Source organism: Streptomyces sp. SGAir0957 (genome assembly GCF_043523415.1).
In genome coordinates this window covers 6,095,093-6,110,618 of the sequence record NZ_CP027293.1, presented here as the reverse complement: position 1 = coordinate 6,110,618, position 15,526 = coordinate 6,095,093, and the positions used below count along the sequence as shown (strand labels likewise).

General features: G+C 71.7%; 16 protein-coding genes and 1 riboswitch. Of the genes, 10 read left to right on the top strand and 6 right to left on the bottom strand.

Translation table 11 applies throughout. The annotated features are described in order from the left end of the window. Positions 1 to 4 precede the first annotated feature (4 nt). The 3 genes from C1N81_RS32470 to C1N81_RS32460 all read left to right on the top strand — a co-directional run bounded on the left by C1N81_RS32470 (position 5) and on the right by C1N81_RS32460 (position 3,173). Positions 5 to 631, top strand: coding sequence for a TetR/AcrR family transcriptional regulator (locus C1N81_RS32470; protein ID WP_394434872.1), 627 nt, complete (start codon positions 5 to 7; stop codon positions 629 to 631). Positions 632 to 1,024: 393 nt separating this feature from the next. Further along, entirely contained in the window at positions 1,025 to 1,633 is a 609-nt protein-coding gene (locus C1N81_RS32465) for a DUF4126 domain-containing protein (RefSeq protein ID WP_394434871.1), read from the top strand. Between the two features lie 43 nt (positions 1,634 to 1,676). Beyond that, on the top strand, positions 1,677 to 3,173 hold the full coding sequence (locus tag C1N81_RS32460) for a phytoene desaturase family protein (protein ID WP_394434870.1): 1,497 nt from the start codon (positions 1,677 to 1,679) through the stop codon (positions 3,171 to 3,173). Positions 3,174 to 3,233: 60 nt separating this feature from the next. Here the strand turns inward: C1N81_RS32460 and C1N81_RS32455 are convergent, their stop codons facing one another. The 5 genes from C1N81_RS32455 to C1N81_RS32435 all read right to left on the bottom strand — a co-directional run bounded on the left by C1N81_RS32455 (position 3,234) and on the right by C1N81_RS32435 (position 7,585). Next, positions 3,234 to 4,127 carry a hypothetical protein gene (locus C1N81_RS32455; RefSeq protein ID WP_394434869.1) on the bottom strand — a complete coding sequence of 298 codons (894 nt, stop codon included), beginning with the start codon at positions 4,125 to 4,127 and terminating at the stop codon, positions 3,234 to 3,236. 45 nt (positions 4,128 to 4,172) lie between these two features. Beyond that, a complete protein-coding gene (gene metF, locus C1N81_RS32450) occupies positions 4,173 to 5,093 on the bottom strand; it encodes a methylenetetrahydrofolate reductase [NAD(P)H] (RefSeq protein WP_394434868.1) in 921 nt (306 codons plus the stop codon). Positions 5,094 to 5,186: 93 nt separating this feature from the next. Beyond that, entirely contained in the window at positions 5,187 to 5,834 is a 648-nt protein-coding gene (thiE, locus tag C1N81_RS32445; protein WP_394434867.1) for a thiamine phosphate synthase, read from the bottom strand. A gap of 72 nt (positions 5,835 to 5,906) precedes the next feature. Next, on the bottom strand, positions 5,907 to 6,272 hold the full coding sequence (locus C1N81_RS32440; protein ID WP_394434866.1) for an Rv2175c family DNA-binding protein: 366 nt from the start codon (positions 6,270 to 6,272) through the stop codon (positions 5,907 to 5,909). Positions 6,273 to 6,352: 80 nt separating this feature from the next. Beyond that, positions 6,353 to 7,585, bottom strand: a complete 1,233-nt coding sequence (locus C1N81_RS32435) for an NAD(P)/FAD-dependent oxidoreductase (protein ID WP_394434865.1) — start codon at positions 7,583 to 7,585, stop codon at positions 6,353 to 6,355. Positions 7,586 to 7,745: 160 nt separating this feature from the next. Next, positions 7,746 to 7,859, top strand: a riboswitch (TPP riboswitch). On the opposite strand from C1N81_RS32435, the gene thiO reads away from it, so the two are divergent. The 6 genes from thiO to C1N81_RS32405 all read left to right on the top strand — a co-directional run bounded on the left by thiO (position 7,857) and on the right by C1N81_RS32405 (position 14,218). Further along, positions 7,857 to 9,044 carry a glycine oxidase ThiO gene (gene thiO, locus C1N81_RS32430; protein ID WP_394434864.1) on the top strand — a complete coding sequence of 396 codons (1,188 nt, stop codon included), beginning with the start codon at positions 7,857 to 7,859 and terminating at the stop codon, positions 9,042 to 9,044. It overlaps the preceding riboswitch by 3 nt. After that, positions 9,041 to 9,241: a sulfur carrier protein ThiS gene (gene thiS / locus C1N81_RS32425; RefSeq protein ID WP_394434863.1), complete on the top strand. Its 201-nt coding sequence runs from the start codon at positions 9,041 to 9,043 to the stop codon at positions 9,239 to 9,241. Before thiO ends, thiS begins: the two co-directional genes overlap by 4 nt. 1 nt (position 9,242) lies before the next feature. Beyond that, positions 9,243 to 10,037 (top strand): thiazole synthase, encoded by a 795-nt coding sequence (locus tag C1N81_RS32420; RefSeq protein WP_394434862.1) that lies wholly within the window; start codon positions 9,243 to 9,245, stop codon positions 10,035 to 10,037. An 83-nt stretch (positions 10,038 to 10,120) separates the two neighbouring features. Beyond that, positions 10,121 to 12,007 carry a Stk1 family PASTA domain-containing Ser/Thr kinase gene (gene pknB, locus C1N81_RS32415; RefSeq protein ID WP_394434861.1) on the top strand — a complete coding sequence of 629 codons (1,887 nt, stop codon included), beginning with the start codon at positions 10,121 to 10,123 and terminating at the stop codon, positions 12,005 to 12,007. A 777-nt stretch (positions 12,008 to 12,784) separates the two neighbouring features. Further along, complete coding sequence (locus C1N81_RS32410) at positions 12,785 to 13,654, top strand: deoxyribonuclease IV (protein WP_394434860.1); 870 nt, start codon at positions 12,785 to 12,787, stop codon at positions 13,652 to 13,654. 57 nt (positions 13,655 to 13,711) lie between these two features. Further along, on the top strand, positions 13,712 to 14,218 hold the full coding sequence (locus C1N81_RS32405; protein ID WP_394434859.1) for a DUF4396 domain-containing protein: 507 nt from the start codon (positions 13,712 to 13,714) through the stop codon (positions 14,216 to 14,218). A 17-nt stretch (positions 14,219 to 14,235) separates the two neighbouring features. On the opposite strand, the gene C1N81_RS32400 is transcribed toward C1N81_RS32405, so the two are convergent. After that, positions 14,236 to 14,868: a sulfite oxidase-like oxidoreductase gene (locus C1N81_RS32400; protein WP_394434858.1), complete on the bottom strand. Its 633-nt coding sequence runs from the start codon at positions 14,866 to 14,868 to the stop codon at positions 14,236 to 14,238. A gap of 176 nt (positions 14,869 to 15,044) precedes the next feature. Here C1N81_RS32400 and bfr point away from each other — a divergent pair, with 176 nt between their 5' ends. Further along, positions 15,045 to 15,524, top strand: coding sequence for a bacterioferritin (bfr, locus tag C1N81_RS32395; protein ID WP_324768392.1), 480 nt, complete (start codon positions 15,045 to 15,047; stop codon positions 15,522 to 15,524). Positions 15,525 to 15,526: the final 2 nt, after the last annotated feature.

Sequence of the window (15,526 nt, the reverse complement as noted above, 5' to 3'; positions counted from 1 at the left end):
GTCCATGGAAAGCAGCACACGGCGCCAGGCCACCCGGCAGAAGCTCTACGAGGCCGCTGTCACGCTCATCGCGGAGCAGGGTTTCTCCGCCACGACGGTCGACGAGATCGCCGAGCGCGCCGGGGTCGCCAAGGGCACCGTCTACTACAACTTCGCCAGCAAGTCGGTCCTCTTCGAGGAGCTGCTGCGGCACGGCGTCGGTCTGCTCACCGCCTCCTTGCGCGACGCGGCGGGCAGGACGGACGAAGGGGGCGGCAGCAAGGTCGACGCCCTGGACGCGATGATCCGCGCGGGTCTCGTCTTCATCGACGAGTACCCCGCCTTCACCCAGCTCTACGTCGCCGAGCTGTGGCGCACCAACCGCGCCTGGCAGTCCACGCTCGCGGTGGTCCGCCAGGAGGCGGTGGCGGTGGTCGAGGGCGTGCTGCGCGACGCCGTGGCGAGCGGTGAGCTGAGCGACGAGATCGACGTCCCGCTGACGGCGGCGGCCCTGGTCGGCATGGTCCTGGTGGCGGCGCTCGACTGGCAGGCGTTCCAGCCCGAGCGCTCCCTGGACGACGTGCACGCCGCGCTGTCGCTGCTGCTGCAAGGACGGGTGGGCGGCGGCCAGCCGCTGCGGGGCCGCGCCTGACAGGCCAGGTGCAAGGGCGGAAAGACGGAGCGCCGGTCCGGCAGGGCCTGTGGTCGTTCAGGCCTCACCGGACCGGCGCATCCCCCGTTGTCCCCCGTGCTTCCCCCGTGTTTCCCGCGTTCCCCCGTCGGTCCCCCGTACGGTCTCCCCCGGGTCCCCCGTGCCTCGCTCTCACCCTTGCGGGCGAGAGGAGCGGCCAAGGGCGCCGCGTCCGTTCCGCCGCCCCGTGTCGGCGGTACGGGGCCGCGCCCCTCTCCGTGCCCACCACTCTTCCGTCCGCGCAGGTCATGGCCCATCCGTGCGGCTACTCATCTCCCTCCCTGAGTACGCATACTCAGCCGTGCGCGCTCAACCTCAGGGACAGACAGTCCACGGCTGGTTACGATCTTCCGCGTGTCCGTACTCCCCCTGGTGTTCACCAGCGGCTGGGCGAGCGGCATCAACGCGTACGCGGTGGTCCTGCTGCTCGGCATCTTCGGCGCGACCGGCCTGACCGACGAGGTCCCCGAGTCGCTGCAGCGTCCGGACGTCCTGATCGCGGCCGGCGTGCTCTTCCTGTGCGAGGCCGTCGCCGACAAGATCCCGTACGTGGACTCGGCCTGGGACACCGTGCACACGGTGATCAGGCCGGTGTCGGGCGCGGTCGTCGGGGCGCTGCTCGCCGGGCAGAGCGGGTCGCTGTCCGACCTGGCGGCGGGCGCGATCGGCGGCTCCACGGCGCTGGCCAGCCACGCGGTGAAGGCCGGGACGCGGATGGCGGTCAACACCTCGCCCGAACCGGCGTCGAACTTCGTGCTCAGCCTTGCCGAGGACCTCGGGGTCGGCGGCATCGTGACGTTCGCGATGTTCCACCCCGAGGCGGCCGCGATCATCGCCGCGGTGCTGCTCGTCCTCGGCCTCCTGACGCTGTTCCTGCTGGTTCGGCGCATCCGCCGGTTCCTGCGCAGGCGCGCCCAGCGGCAGGCGGACAAGCGCCTCGCGCGTGAGGCGCCGCCGCCGTGACCTGCGGGCCGCCATGTCAGTGGCGGCCGATAAAGTCCCTGGCATGGCACGAATCGCGGTGATCGGCGCAGGTCTGGGCGCCATGGCGGCCGCCGCTCGGCTGGCCGTCGCGGGCCACCGACCGGTGGTCCTGGAGCGCGCGGCGACGTACGGGGGCGCCGTCGGCCGCCTGGAGCGCGACGGCTTCGTCTTCGACACGGGCCCCGGGCTGCTCCCCCTGCCCGCCGTCTACCGCGACCTGTTCGTCAAGACGGGCAGAAAGCCGCTGGAGGAGCTGGTCGGCCTCACCCAGGTCGAGCCGGCGGTGCGGCACGTCTTCGCGGACGGCACGGCGGCGGACCTGCCGAACGCGCGGCGTGCGGGCGTCGCCGAGGCGCTGGACGCGGTGGTCGGCGCGGGCGCGGGCGCGCGCTGGTCGGCGTTCATGGACCGGGCGCGCGAGGCCTGGGACCGCTCCCGCCGCCCGCTCCTCGAAGAGCCGCTGTGGCCCAACTGGCAGGTGCTCGCCGACCGCGAACCGTACCCGGCGGTGACGGCGCGGCGACTGCTCCGCAAGGACCGCACGGCGACGACGCTCGGCGAGATCGGCACCTTCGAGCTCGGCGGGGACCCGCGCCTGGTGGCGCTCCTGGAGCAGTACGCGCTCGCGTACGGCCTCGACCCCCGTACGGCACCGGCGAGCGCGGCCGTGCTGCCGTACATGGAGCAGACCTTCGGGACGTGGGCGGTGACCGGAGGCATGCGGGCGCTCGCGGACGCGGTGTACGCGCGCTGCCTGGAGCGCCGGGTCGAGTTCGTCTTCGGCGCGGACGTCACCCGGATCGTCGTCAAGGACGGCCGCGCGGCCGGTGTCGAGCTTGCCGGGGGCGCCGTCGAGGACGCCGACTTCGTGGTGGCGGGCGTCGCACCGGGCGTGCTGGACGCGCTGGTGCCGGACCGGGCGCTGCGGGCCGGGGTCCCGGCGCGTCCCGAGGCGGGCGTGCCCAGCCGGCTCACGGTCCATCTGGCGCTGCGCGGGGCGCGGCCCGAGGGCACCCCGCACCGCACGGTCGTGCACGGCGCGGACCGGGGCGCCGAGCTGGCGTGGCTGTTCGAGGACGGCCCGCGGCCCGTGCGGCCGACGGTGACGGTGCTGCGCCCCGGCGAGCCGTCCCAGGTCCCGGACGCCGCACACGAGGCGGCCACCGTCACCGTGACCGTGCCGCCCCACGCGCGCGTGGACGAGACCGACGTGGACGCGGTCCTCGCGGCCGCCGGGCGGGCCGTGCCCGGACTGCGCGACCGGCTCCTGTGGCACGAGGTCCGTACGCCCCGCGACATCGCCGAGGAGACCGGGGCGGTGGGCGGGGCGGTCCCAGCGCCTGCCCTGGCCGCCGCACAGGGCAGGCTGTTGCATCCCTCGAACACGACGGAGCTGCCGGGCCTGTTCGCGGTGGGCGGCTGGTCGCACCCCGGCGGCGGGCTGCCGCACGCGGGCATGTCCGGGGCGCTCGTGGCCGGTCTGATCGTGGAGGGCCCGGAGTTCCGCGGCTCGCAGTGAGCCGCGGCGTGCCAGGACGCCGGGCCGAGCGGTCCTGCCGCTCCGCCCGGGGGGGGCGGGTCAGTACCGGTACTGCTGCTCGTCGTACCCGTTGTCGTACCCGGCGTTCGGGTCGTGCTGCGGGTACCCGGGGTAGGTCTGCTCGGGCGGCAGTTCGCCGCCGTAGTTCTGCTGCTGGCCCTCGGTGTTGCGCTGCTGCGGCACCCAGACGCCGCCCGGAGGGGTGTCCGTGCCGTAGCCCACCGCGTACGGGTCGCCGTACTGCTGCTGCCCCGTGCCGTACGCGTCGCCGTACTGGGTCTGCGCCGGGTAGGACTGGCCGCCGATGTACGGGTCCGAGTAGGGCGCGGCGTAACCCTGCTGCCCGGTGTCGTAGCCGTAGCCCTGCTGGTCGTAGCCGTAGGACGCGGTGTCGTACCCGTAGCTCTGCTGCTCGTGACCTTGCTGGCCCTGCTGGCCGTGCGCGGTCTGGGCGTAGGCGGTGTCGCTGTAGACGCCGTACTGGCCGGTGTCGTCGGGCATCGGCTCGGTGGTGGCGTAGACCGCGGTGGACTCGGCCGGGCTCTCGGGGGGCTGCGGGTAGTCCTGGGCGGACGCCTGCTCACCCTGCCCGTACTCCAGGTCCGAGACCTCCAGCTGGGGTTCCTGGCGGACCGGCTCCTTGCGGCGGCGTTTGCTCCCGCCTTCCTCGGCACCCGGCTTGTTCTTCAGCGCCCAGCCGGACGCGAAGCCGCTGCGGAACGACAGCGTCACGTACGTCTGGCCGACCGCGAAGGCGATGGCGCCGGCCGCGATGACGAGCACCGACGGCAGCAGGACACCGAGGACGACCCCGAGGAAGCCGCCGAAGGCCAGCAGGCGCCAGCGGAGCCGTGCCTTGTACTGCAGCAGCACCTCACCGAGGAGCCAGAGTGCCACCAGTCCGAACGCGATGTAGAGGACCGCCCAGCCCATGTACGCCCCTCTCGTACGGCCGTGACCCCGCGCGGGTACGGCCCATCAGGCCCGCTGTTCGTGCAGGCCCAGATTTTCGTAGATCTCCAGCGTCGCCGTGGAGTTGTTGAGCGTAATGAAGTGCAGACCCGGGACACCCTCGTCAAGCAGCTTCGCGCAGAACTCCGTCGCGAACTCGATGCCAATGGAGCGTACAGCGGCCGGATCGTCTTTGGCTGTGAGGATGCGCTCTTTCAGCGCCGGCGGGAAGTCGGCGTTGCTCAGCTTCGGCAGCCGCTCGAGCATGCGCACGCTCGTGACCGGCATGCATTCGGGGATGATCGGCGTCTCGCAGCCCGCCGCGGCGACCCGGTCGCGCAGCCGCAGGTACTCCTCCGGGTAGAAGAACATCTGCGTGATCGCGTAGTCGGCGCCCGCCCGGCACTTGTCGACGAAGTGCCGCACGTCGGTGTCCCACTCCGCGGAGCGCGGATGCATGGCCGGGAACGCGGCGACGCCGACGCAGAAGTCCCCCGACTCCTTGATCAGCTCGACGAGCTCGGCCGCGTACGTCAGCCCCTCGGGGTGGGAGATCCAGTCGCCCATCGGGTCACCGGGCGGGTCTCCGCGCACGGCGAGCATGTTCCGGATCCCGGCGTCGGCGTACTGCCCGATGATGTTGCGCAGTTCGGCGACCGAGTGCTCGACGGCGGTGATGTGGGCGACCGGCGTCAGCGTCGTGTCGGCGACGATCTGCTCGGTCTCCTTTACCGTGCCCGCGCGCGTGGAGCCGCCCGCGCCGTAGGTCACGGAGACGAAGTCGGGCGACACGGCCTCGACCCTGCGCAGGGCGTTCCACAGGTTGCGCTCGCCCTTCGCGGTTTTCGGGGCGGAGAATTCGAACGAGTACGTCGTCTTCCCGGCCGCGAGCATGTCGCGCACGGTGCGGGCTCGATCAGTCCTGGTGGAAGCGGTGCCAAAGGCCATACGGGCAGGTTACTGAGGGATGCTGGTTGCCCATAATCCCCGTCCAGCTTCCGGACAGACCCCGACGGCGCCGCCGCCGAGGGGGGTGGCGGTTCAGATCGAACGCAGGCGCTTGGCGAACTCGGCCGCGGCGGCCCCGGGGTCGTCGGCCTCGGTGAGGGCGCGGACGACGACGACGCGACGGGCCCCGGCCTCCAGGACCTGATCCAGGTTCCCCAGGTCGATGCCGCCGATGGCGAACCAGGGGCGGTCGGTCCCGAGGGCGGCGGTGTGCCGCACGAGGTCCAGGCCGGGCGCGTGGCGGCCCGGCTTCGTCGGTGTCGGCCAGCACGGACCGGTGCAGAAGTAGTCCACGCCTTCCTGGAAGGCGGCCGCGTCGGCCTCCGCGTCGGCGTGCGTGGAGCGGCCTATGAGGACGTCGTCGCCCAGGAGGGCGCGGGCCGCGGGGACGGGCAGGTCGCCCTGGCCGAGGTGGAGCACGTCCGAGCCGCTCGCGTGCGCGACGTCCGCCCGGTCGTTGACCGCGAAGAGCTTGCCGTGGCGGCGGGCCGCGTCGGCGAACACGGCGAGGTGCTCCAGCTCCTCACCGGCCTCCATGCCCTTGTCCCGCAGCTGCACGATGTCCACGCCGCCCGCGAGCACGGCGTCGAGGAACTCCGGCAGGTCGCCCTGGCGCTTGCGGGCGTCGGTGCACAGGTAGAGCCGGGCATCGGCGAGCAGGGCGCGCTGCGGGTCGGCCATGGGACATCCCCCGTTGATGGTCGTGGTGTGCGTGCCACGCGCGCGTGGCACGCACACCGGACGGTTGTCAGGTCAGACGGCGAGCGCCTGGGCGCGGCGCTTCACCTCCGTGCCGCGATTCTCGCTCAGGGCCTGCGCGGGCGTGCCCGGCAGGGTCGGGTCGGGGGTGAAGAGCCACTCCAGCATCTCTTCGTCGCTGAAGCCGTCGTCCCGCAGGAGCGTCAGGGTGCCGGTGAGGCCCTTGACGATCTTGTCGCCGTCGATGAAGGCGGCGGGCACGTGCAGCGCCCGGTTCTCACCGCGGCGTACAGCGATCACCTGGCCCTCCTTCACCAGCTGGCGCACGCGCGTCACCTCGACGCCGAGCCGCTCGGCGATGTCGGGAAGGGTGAGCCAGTCGGGGACGAGAGCATCGGTCTTTGCGTCAATCTCGGTCACAGGACAAGCGTGCCATCTAGGACTGACAGTCGGAAAGCCGGACCGGGCTGACCAGGTGTTTTTACGGCCGCGGCGGCGCCTCAGGCCGCGGCGGACTTCAGCGGCCGGGCGGGATCGGCCAGCAGCTCCGGGTCGAGCACGGTGCCCGCCTCGATGAGTTTGCGCCCCTGGGCGAGGTCGCGGGGCTTGCCGACGGCCAGGACGGCCACCAGGGCCCCCTCGCGCAGCCAGCACACGGACCAGGCCGCACCGGCCGGGTCCCCGCGCCACACGGTCGTGTCGGCGGCACGGTGGTGCCCCGCGTACTGCACGAACCGCCCGAACTGCTCGGACCAGAAGTAGGGCACGGGGTCGTACACGGCCGGTGTCTCGCCGATGATGTTCGCCGCGACGGTCCGGGGCCCCTGCAAGGCGTTGTCCCAGTGGTGGACGAGCAGGCGCTCGCCGTAGCGCGCCGAGGGGAAGGAGGAGCAGTCCCCGACGGCGTAGACATCGGGCACGGAGGTCCGCAGCCCGGCGTCGGCGACGACCTCCCGGTGCTCGCCCAGGTCGATCCCGGAACCGGCCAGCCAGCCGGTGGCGGGCCGGGCCCCGATGCCGATGACGACGGCTCCGGCGGGCAGCCGCGTCCCGTCGTCCAGGGCCACGAACCCGGGCTCGATGTGCTCCACGCGCGCGTGGGTGCGCAGGTGGGCCCCGGCGTCGGCGTACCAGGCCGACATGGGCGCGGCGATCTCGGCGGGCAGCGCCCCGGCCAGCGGCCGCCCGGCGGCCTCCACGACGGTGACGCGGCAGCCGGCCTCGCGGGCCGCGGTGGCGAACTCGGCGCCGATCCACCCGGCGCCCACGACCACCACGTCGCGCTGCTCGGCGAGGACGGGCCGCAGCCGCTCGGCGTCGTCGAGGGTGCGCAGCAGATGCACGCCGGGGACGGCGTCGGCGCCGGGCAGCCGGACGGGTTCGGCACCGGTGGCGACGACCAGGACGTCGTAGGAGACGGGCCCGCCGGCGGTGTCGAGCTCATGATCGGCGGGCCGCACACCGGTGACCTCGCGCCCCAGCTCGACGGTGACGCCCAGGGCGGCGAAGTCCACGTCGAAGGCGGACCCGTCGGCCTTGCCGAGCAGGACGGCCTTGGAGAGCGGCGGCCGGTCGTAGGGCGGATGGGGTTCGGCGCCGATCAGCGTGACGTCGCCCGCGAAGCCCTGTTCGCGCAGGGCCACGGCGGTCTGCACGCCGGCCATCCCCGCGCCGACGATGACGACGTGCCGTCGCCCCTGAGATGTCCCGTTGCCGCTCGGTTGCTCGCTCACCGGATCACCTTAGGCATCTGATCTTGCGTCGGTCAGCGGTGCGGGCCACTCCCGCGCCGTGACGTCCTGCACACGTGTCACTGGTTTAGAGATCAAGCCGCCGTCCGCACCTGCGCCCGTACTTACTGCGGCTCGCGCCCAAGAGTTAGAGTGACCGACGTAGAGCACTCGCGGGAGCCCGTACGCAGCGGGCTGAGAGGGAGGCTGGAGCGGCCTCCGACCGTACGAACCTGATCCGGGTCATGCCGGCGAAGGGAGGGGCTGGACGCCCATGTCGCGTATTCCCACCGAAGCCACCGACGTACTGGTCGTCGGGGGCGGCATCATCGGTCTCGTCACGGCGTGGCGGACCGCGCAGCGCGGCCTGTCGGTCGCGGTCGTGGACCCCGGACCGGGCGGCGGGGCCGCCCAGGTCGCGGCCGGAATGCTGGCCGCGGTCACCGAACTGCACTACGGCGAGCAGACGCTGCTCGCTCTGAACGTCGAGTCGGCGCGCCGCTATCCGCGGTTCGCGGCGGAGCTGTCCGAGGCGAGCGGCCAGGACCTCGGCTACCGCGCGTGCGGCACGCTCGCGGTCGCCCTGGACGCGGACGACCGGGCGCACCTGCGCGAACTGCACGCGTTCCAGCGGAAGTCGGGCCTGGAGTCCGTATGGCTGTCGGGCCGCGAGTGCCGCCGCCTGGAGCCGATGCTCGCACCGGGCGTGCGCGGGGGCCTGCGGGTCGACGGCGACCACCAGATCGACCCGAGAAGACTCGCGAGCGCCCTTGTGACGGCCTGCGAACGCGCGGGGGTGACCTTCCACCGCCAGAGGGCCGAACGCCTCTCAGTGATCCAGGACAGAGCGCAGGGCGTGACCCTGACCGACGGCACCGCCCTGACAGCCGGTCAGACGGTCCTGGCGACGGGCAGCCACAGCGCCTCGCTCCCCGGCGTCCCGGACGAGGTGCGCCCACCGGTCCGCCCGGTGAAGGGCCAGGTCCTGCGCCTGACGGTGCCGCCGCGGTACGCGCCGTTCCTCAGCCGCACGATCCGCGCGGTGGTCCGCGGCAGCCACCTGTACCTGGTGCCGAGGGTCAACGGCGAACTCGTCGTGGGCGCCACCAGCGAGGAGCTCGGCTGGGACACGACGGTCACGGCGGGCGGCGTCTACGAACTCCTGCGCGACGCCCACGAACTGGTCCCCGGCATCACGGAACTCCCGCTGACGGAGACCTGCGCGGGCCTGCGCCCGGGCTCCCCGGACAACGCCCCGCTCCTCGGCCCGACGGCCCTGCCCGGCCTCCTCCTGGCGACGGGCCACTACCGCAACGGAGTGCTGCTGACCCCGGTCACGGGCGACGCGATGGCCCACGCCCTGACGACGGGTGAACTCCCGCCGGAAGCGGCCCCCTTCGCCCCGGACCGTTTCCCGGCGGCGCCCGCCCCCGCCCTGGCCACCTCGGAGCAGCCCGCATGAACGTGACCCTGAACGGCGAGCCACGAGCGGTGACGGCCGGAACCACCCTCGCCACGCTCGTGACCACGCTCACGACCGCCCACTCCGGCGTGGCGGCCGCCCTGAACGAGACGGTCGTCCCGCGCACCCGCTGGCAGGCGACAGAACTGAACGAAGGCGACCGCGTGGAGGTCCTCACCGCGGTGCAAGGAGGCTGACATGGCGGACGACGCTTTCATCCTGGGAGACACGACCTACTCCTCCCGCCTGATCATGGGCACGGGCGGCGCCCCGAGCCTGGACGTCCTGGAACGCGCGCTGACCGCGTCGGGCACCGAACTCACCACCGTGGCGATGCGCCGCGTGAACGCGACCGTGCACGGCTCGGTCCTCTCGGTCCTGGAGAAGCTGAACATCCAGGTACTGCCGAACACGGCGGGCTGCTATACAGCGGGAGAAGCGACCCTGACGGCCCGCCTGGCCCGCGAAGCCCTGAACACGAACCTGATCAAACTGGAAGTGATCGCGGACGAACGAACCCTCCTCCCCGACCCGATAGAAACGCTGGAGGCGGCGGAAACCCTGGTGGACGACGGCTTCACCGTCCTCCCCTACACGAACGACGACCCGGTCCTGGCGCGCAAGCTGGAGGACGTGGGCTGCGCGGCGATCATGCCGCTCGGCTCCCCCATCGGTTCGGGCCTCGGCATCCGCAACCCGCACAACTTCGAGCTGATCGTCGAGCACGCGCGCGTGCCGGTGATCCTGGACGCGGGCGCGGGCACGGCGTCCGACGTCGCGCTCGCCATGGAGCTGGGCTGCGCGGGTGTGATGCTCGCCTCGGCGGTGACCCGCGCCCAGGAGCCGGTGCTCATGGCCGAGGGCATGCGGCACGCGGTGGAGGCGGGCCGTCTCGCGCACCGGGCGGGCCGCATCCCCCGGCGCCACTTCGCCGAGGCCTCCTCGCCCACCGAGGGCCGGGCCCGTCTCGACCCGGAGCGCCCGGCCTTCTGAGACGGTCACAGCTCTGCTGCAGTACGGGCCCGGTCCCGCAGCGGGAACGGGCTCTGTCAGTCACTCCTCGTACACTCGCCTGCGTGGACACGACCCTTCAGGACCCGTTGCTCGGGCATGTGCTCGACGGCCGGTACCGCATCGACGCACGGATCGCGGTCGGCGGGATGGCCACGGTCTACCGGGCCGTGGACACCCGACTGGACCGCGTGCTCGCGCTCAAGGTGATGCACCCGTCGCTCGCCACGGACGTGACGTTCGTGGAGCGCTTCATCCGCGAGGCCAAGTCGGTGGCCCGCCTGGACCACCCGAACGTCGTGGGCGTCTTCGACCAGGGCGCCGAGGGCGCGTACGTCTATCTGGCGATGGAGTACATCGCGGGCTGCACGCTGCGTGACGTACTGCGCGACCGGGGCGCCCTGCGCCCCCGTGCGGCGCTCGACATCCTGGAGCCGGTCCTCGCCGCGCTCGGGGCGGCGCACCGCGCGGGTTTCGTGCACCGGGACATGAAGCCGGAGAACATCCTCATAGGGGACGACGGCCGGGTGAAGGTGGCGGACTTCGGCCTCGTCCGGGCGGTGGACACGGTCACGAACACCACCGGCACCCTGCTCGGCACGGTCTCGTACCTGGCCCCGGAGCAGATCGAGGACAACGTCGCCACACCGGGCGTGGACGTCTACGCGTGCGGCGTGGTCCTCTACGAGATGCTGACGGGCGACAAGCCGCACAGCGGCGACACCGCGGCCCAGGTCCTGTACAAGCACCTGAACGAGGACGTGCCCGCACCGTCCACAGCCGTCCCCGGACTGCCGACGGCCCTGGACACCCTGGTGGCGACGGCGACCGCCCGCTCACCGCAGGTCCGCCCCCAGGACGCCGTGGAACTCCTCGCACGCACCCGCGAGGCCCACGCGACCCTGACCGAGACCGAACTGGACGCGGCGCCCCCGCAGGCCCACGAGACGCAGCACGCGGGTGCGGAGAACCGCACGAGCGTGCTCCCCCGCGCAGTGCAGCCGCCCCCGGAGAACCGAACAAGCCGCCTGCAGTCCCCACCTCCGCCACCACCCAGGCCACGCACCCAGAACCGCGCCAGGTTCGCGATCATCGCGACCCTCCTCCTGGTCCTCGGCATCGGCGCGGGCGTCTGGTACATAAACGCCGGCCAGTTCACCGAGGTCCCCCCGCTCCTCGCCAAGACCGAGGCCGAGGCGAAGAAGCGCCTGGACGAGGCGGGCCTCCACCCCGGCGGCAAGGTCACCTACGAATACAGCGACGCGTACAAGCGCGGCACGGTCATGGGCACGGACCCGAAGGCGAGGAGCCGCATCCGCGACGACGGCACGGTGAACCTCACCGTGTCCAAGGGCCCCAAGACGGTGAAGGTCCCCGACCTGGAGGGCACCCGCCTCTCCACCGCGAGGAGCGACCTGAAGAAACAGGGCCTGGCACCGGGCATGGTCACCAAGGAGTTCAGCGAGGACATCGCTAAGGGCTCCGTGATCAGCACGGACCCCGAGGCGGGCACCACCCGCGCCTCCGGCTCCGCGGTGGCCCTCGTCGTCTCCAAGGGCGCCCCGGTCGACGTCCCCGACGTCACGGGCGAGTCCGAGCAGGACGCCGTGGCGGAACTGGAAGAGGCGGGCCTCAAGGCGGAGATCGCCACGACCCGCGTCACATCCGACGAGGACAAGGGCGACGTGGCCCGCCAGTCCCCGAAGGACGGCCAACTCTCCGAGGGCGACACGGTGACCCTGACGATCTCAAAGGGCCCGCCCCTCATCGAGGTCCCGGACGTCGAGGGCATGAGCGTGGACGAGGCCCACGACGCCCTGGAGAGCGCGGGCTTCGAGGTGGACGAGGACCGCGGCCTCCTGGGCCTGTTCGGCGACACGGTGAAGAACCAGTCGGTAAACCCGGGCGACAAGGCCCCAAAGGGCTCCACCATCAAGATCACAATCCGCTAGCCCGGCCTCCCCCGGACACGATGGGCCTGCCGGCCGATCAGTCGGTCGGTGGGTCGGCCGGAGACGGACGGCGGGCCAGCGGGCCAGCGGGCCAGCGGGCCAGCGGGCCAGCGGGCCAGCGGGAGACTAACGGCTGGTCAGCCAGTGAGACAGCCCGAGGCTGAACGGCCGGTCAGCCAGCACGAACAGCTGGCCAGCCAGGCGCTGGACGGCGGGTCAGCCAGAAGCTGGGCGGCGGGTCGGCCGGAAACGAACGGCCGGCCGGTCAGCCGAACGCTGGACGGCGAGTCGGCCGGAGGCGAACGGCTGGTCAGCCGGATGAGACCGCCGGACGCCCGACGGCGGACAGCGAGTAGTCGGCCAGAGGCCGGACGGCAGGTCGGCCAGAGACGAGACAGCCGATCAGCCGGAGGAGACCGCCGGACGCTGCGACGGCGGACAGCGAGTCGGTCAAAGGCCGGACGGCTCGGCGGGGCAGCCGGAGACGAGACGGCCGGTCCGCCGGAGGAGACGGCCGGACGCTGGGCGGTGGGTCAGCCGGAGACGAGACGGGAGGGGGCGGCCGGGGTATGTCCGCGCGCAGCACAGTTCACGCGGTGGCGGCGACCAACGCAACCGGCGATGCCATCAAGATGGCGAGCACGGACATACCCCGGCCGCCCCCGCACCCACCCCAACACCTGCCGAATCGAACCAGAGGCCGCTGAACACGACTGAGGCGACCCCCCTCCCTTCACCGCGCGCACCGCACCCACCACTCATGAAATCCTGGACACGATGAACACCCGAACCCCCCGCAACCCCATCGGCGGCCACGTCCCGGTCGCCGGCGGCCTGGCCACCGTAGGCCTCCAGTACGCCCAGGACGTGAAGGCCGAGACCGTCCAGGTCTTCGTGGCCAACCCGCGCGGCTGGGCCACACCTCCCGGCAACCCCAAGCAGGACGAGGCGTTCCGCGCCCGCTGCGCCGCCGAGGACATCCCGGCCTACGTCCACGCCCCGTACCTGATCAACTTCGGCTCGCACACCGAGGCGACGGTGGAGAACAGCGTCACGTCGATGCGGCACTCCCTCCGCCGCGCCCGGGACATCGGCGCCCTGGGCGTAGTGGTCCACACGGGCTCGGCGACTGGCGGCCGCGACAGGCCGGTGGCACTGGCCCAGGTCCGCGCACACCTGCTCCCGCTCCTCGACGAGCTGACCCACGAGGACGACCCCTTCCTCCTCCTGGAGTCGACCGCGGGCCAGGGCGCATCGCTCTGCGCCCGCACGTGGGACTTCGGCCCGTACTTCGACGCCCTGGACCACCACCCGAAGCTGGGCGTCTGCCTGGACACCTGCCACATCTACGCGGCGGGCCACGACCTCGCGGGCCCGGGCGGCATGAAGCAGACCCTGGACCTGCTCGTGGACACGATCGGCGAGGGCCGCCTCAAGCTGATCCACGCCAACGACTCGAAGGACGTCGTGGGCGCCCACAAGGACCGCCACGAGAACATCGGCGCGGGCCACATCGGAGCGGACCCGTTCCGCGAACTGATGACGCACCCGGCGACGGAGGGCGTCCCGCTGATCGTGGAGACGCCGGGCGGCAAGGAGACGAACGCGGCGGACATAGCACGCTTGAAGGAACTCAGAGCCTCCTGAGGAATACCCCCAGGGGGTATGTGGTTACCACAGAAGCCGCAACACCTGGGGGTACAGATGCAAGACACACAAACACCGCACGGCGGCGACCACGACCACGACCACAACCACAACCACAACCACAACCACAAAACAACCTGGTCCACGGCCGCCCAGGCCACACTGCACTGCCTGACGGGCTGCGCCATAGGCGAGATCCTGGGCATGGTGATCGGCACGGCGCTCGGCTGGGGCAATGTGCCGACGACGATCCTGGCGATCGCGCTCGCCTTCGTCTTCGGCTACTCGTTGACGCTGCGCGGAGTCCTGTCCGCGGGCGTGGGCTTCAGGACGGCGTTCCGGGTGGCGCTGGCCGCGGACACGCTGTCGATCGCGGTGATGGAGCTGATCGACAACGGGGTCATCGCCCTGTGGCCGAGCGCGATGGACGCGGAGCTGAAGGACGCCCTGTTCTGGATCTCCCTGCTGGCGTCACTGGCGATCGCCTTCGTGGTCACGACCCCGGTGAACCGCTGGATGATCGGCAGGGGCAAGGGCCACGCGGTGGTGCACAGCTACCACTGAGCGGGGGGGAACCGCGCCTACAGCTCGGGCCCCTCCCCGGGAACCTCCTGGTAGGAGTACCGCTGTTCGCGCCAGGGATCCCCGACGTTGTGGTACCCGCGCTCTTCCCAGAACCCTCGCCGGTCGGCGGTCATGTACTCGACGCCCCGAACCCACTTGGGCCCTTTCCAGGCGTACAGGTGTGGCACGACGAGCCGCAGCGGAAACCCGTGCTCCGCGGTGAGCAACTCCCCGCCTTTGTGCGTGGCGAAGATCGTGCGTTCCTCGGCGAAGTCGGCGAGCCGCATGTTGGAGCTGAACCCGTACTCGGCCCAGACCATGACGTGCGTGACGGAGGGATCGGGCGGCGCGAGTTCGAGGACGGTGGAGGCACGCACGCCGCCCCACTCGGCGCCGAGCATGCTGAATTTGGTGACGCAGTGCAGATCACCGACGACGGTGGCGTACGGGAGGGCGGAGAACTCCTCGTGGTTCCAGCAGTGCTTGTCGCCGTCCGCGGTGGCGCCGAAGACCCGGAACTCCCACCGCTCGGGCCGGAACTTGGGCACCGGCCCGTAGTGCGTGACCGGCCAGCCGCGCTGCAGACGCTGCCCCGGAGGAAGCTCCGGCTGCACTGCTCCTCCAGACTCGCGACCCACCGGCTGACCCATGCCTCCATCCTGACAGAAGCCGGACGGTGGCCATGACCACGCGGCCGCCGACGGGCCGTAGTGGATCATTAATTCGGGGCAACTCGCACTAAGCATGCACTTACTGGACGCTTTCCGGGACCGGTGCGAGGATGCGCGCTACTTGCCCAGTCCACCACGTGGAAGGAGCCTCTGCGATGCAGGGCGACCCCGAGGTCATCGAATTCCTCAACGAGCAGCTCACGGGTGAGCTGACAGCCATCAACCAATACTGGCTCCACTACCGGATCCAGGACAACAACGGCTGGACCAAGCTCGCGAAGTACACCCGTGCCGAGTCCATCGACGAGATGAAGCACGCGGACAGGCTGACGGAACGAATCCTCTTCCTCGACGCCCTGCCGAACTACCAGCGGCTGTTCCACGTGAGGGTCGGCCAGACGGTCACGGAGATGTTCCAGGCGGACCGCCAGGTGGAGGTGGAGGCGATCGACCGCCTGCGTCGCGGAATCGACGTGATGCGCGCCAAGGGCGATGTGACGTCGGCCCGGATCTTCGAGGACATCCTGGAGGACGAGGAGCACCACATCGACTACCTGGACACGCAGCTGGAGCTGATCGAGAAGCTGGGCGAGGCGCTGTACCTGGCGCAGCAGATCGAGCAGCCGGACAGCTAGAG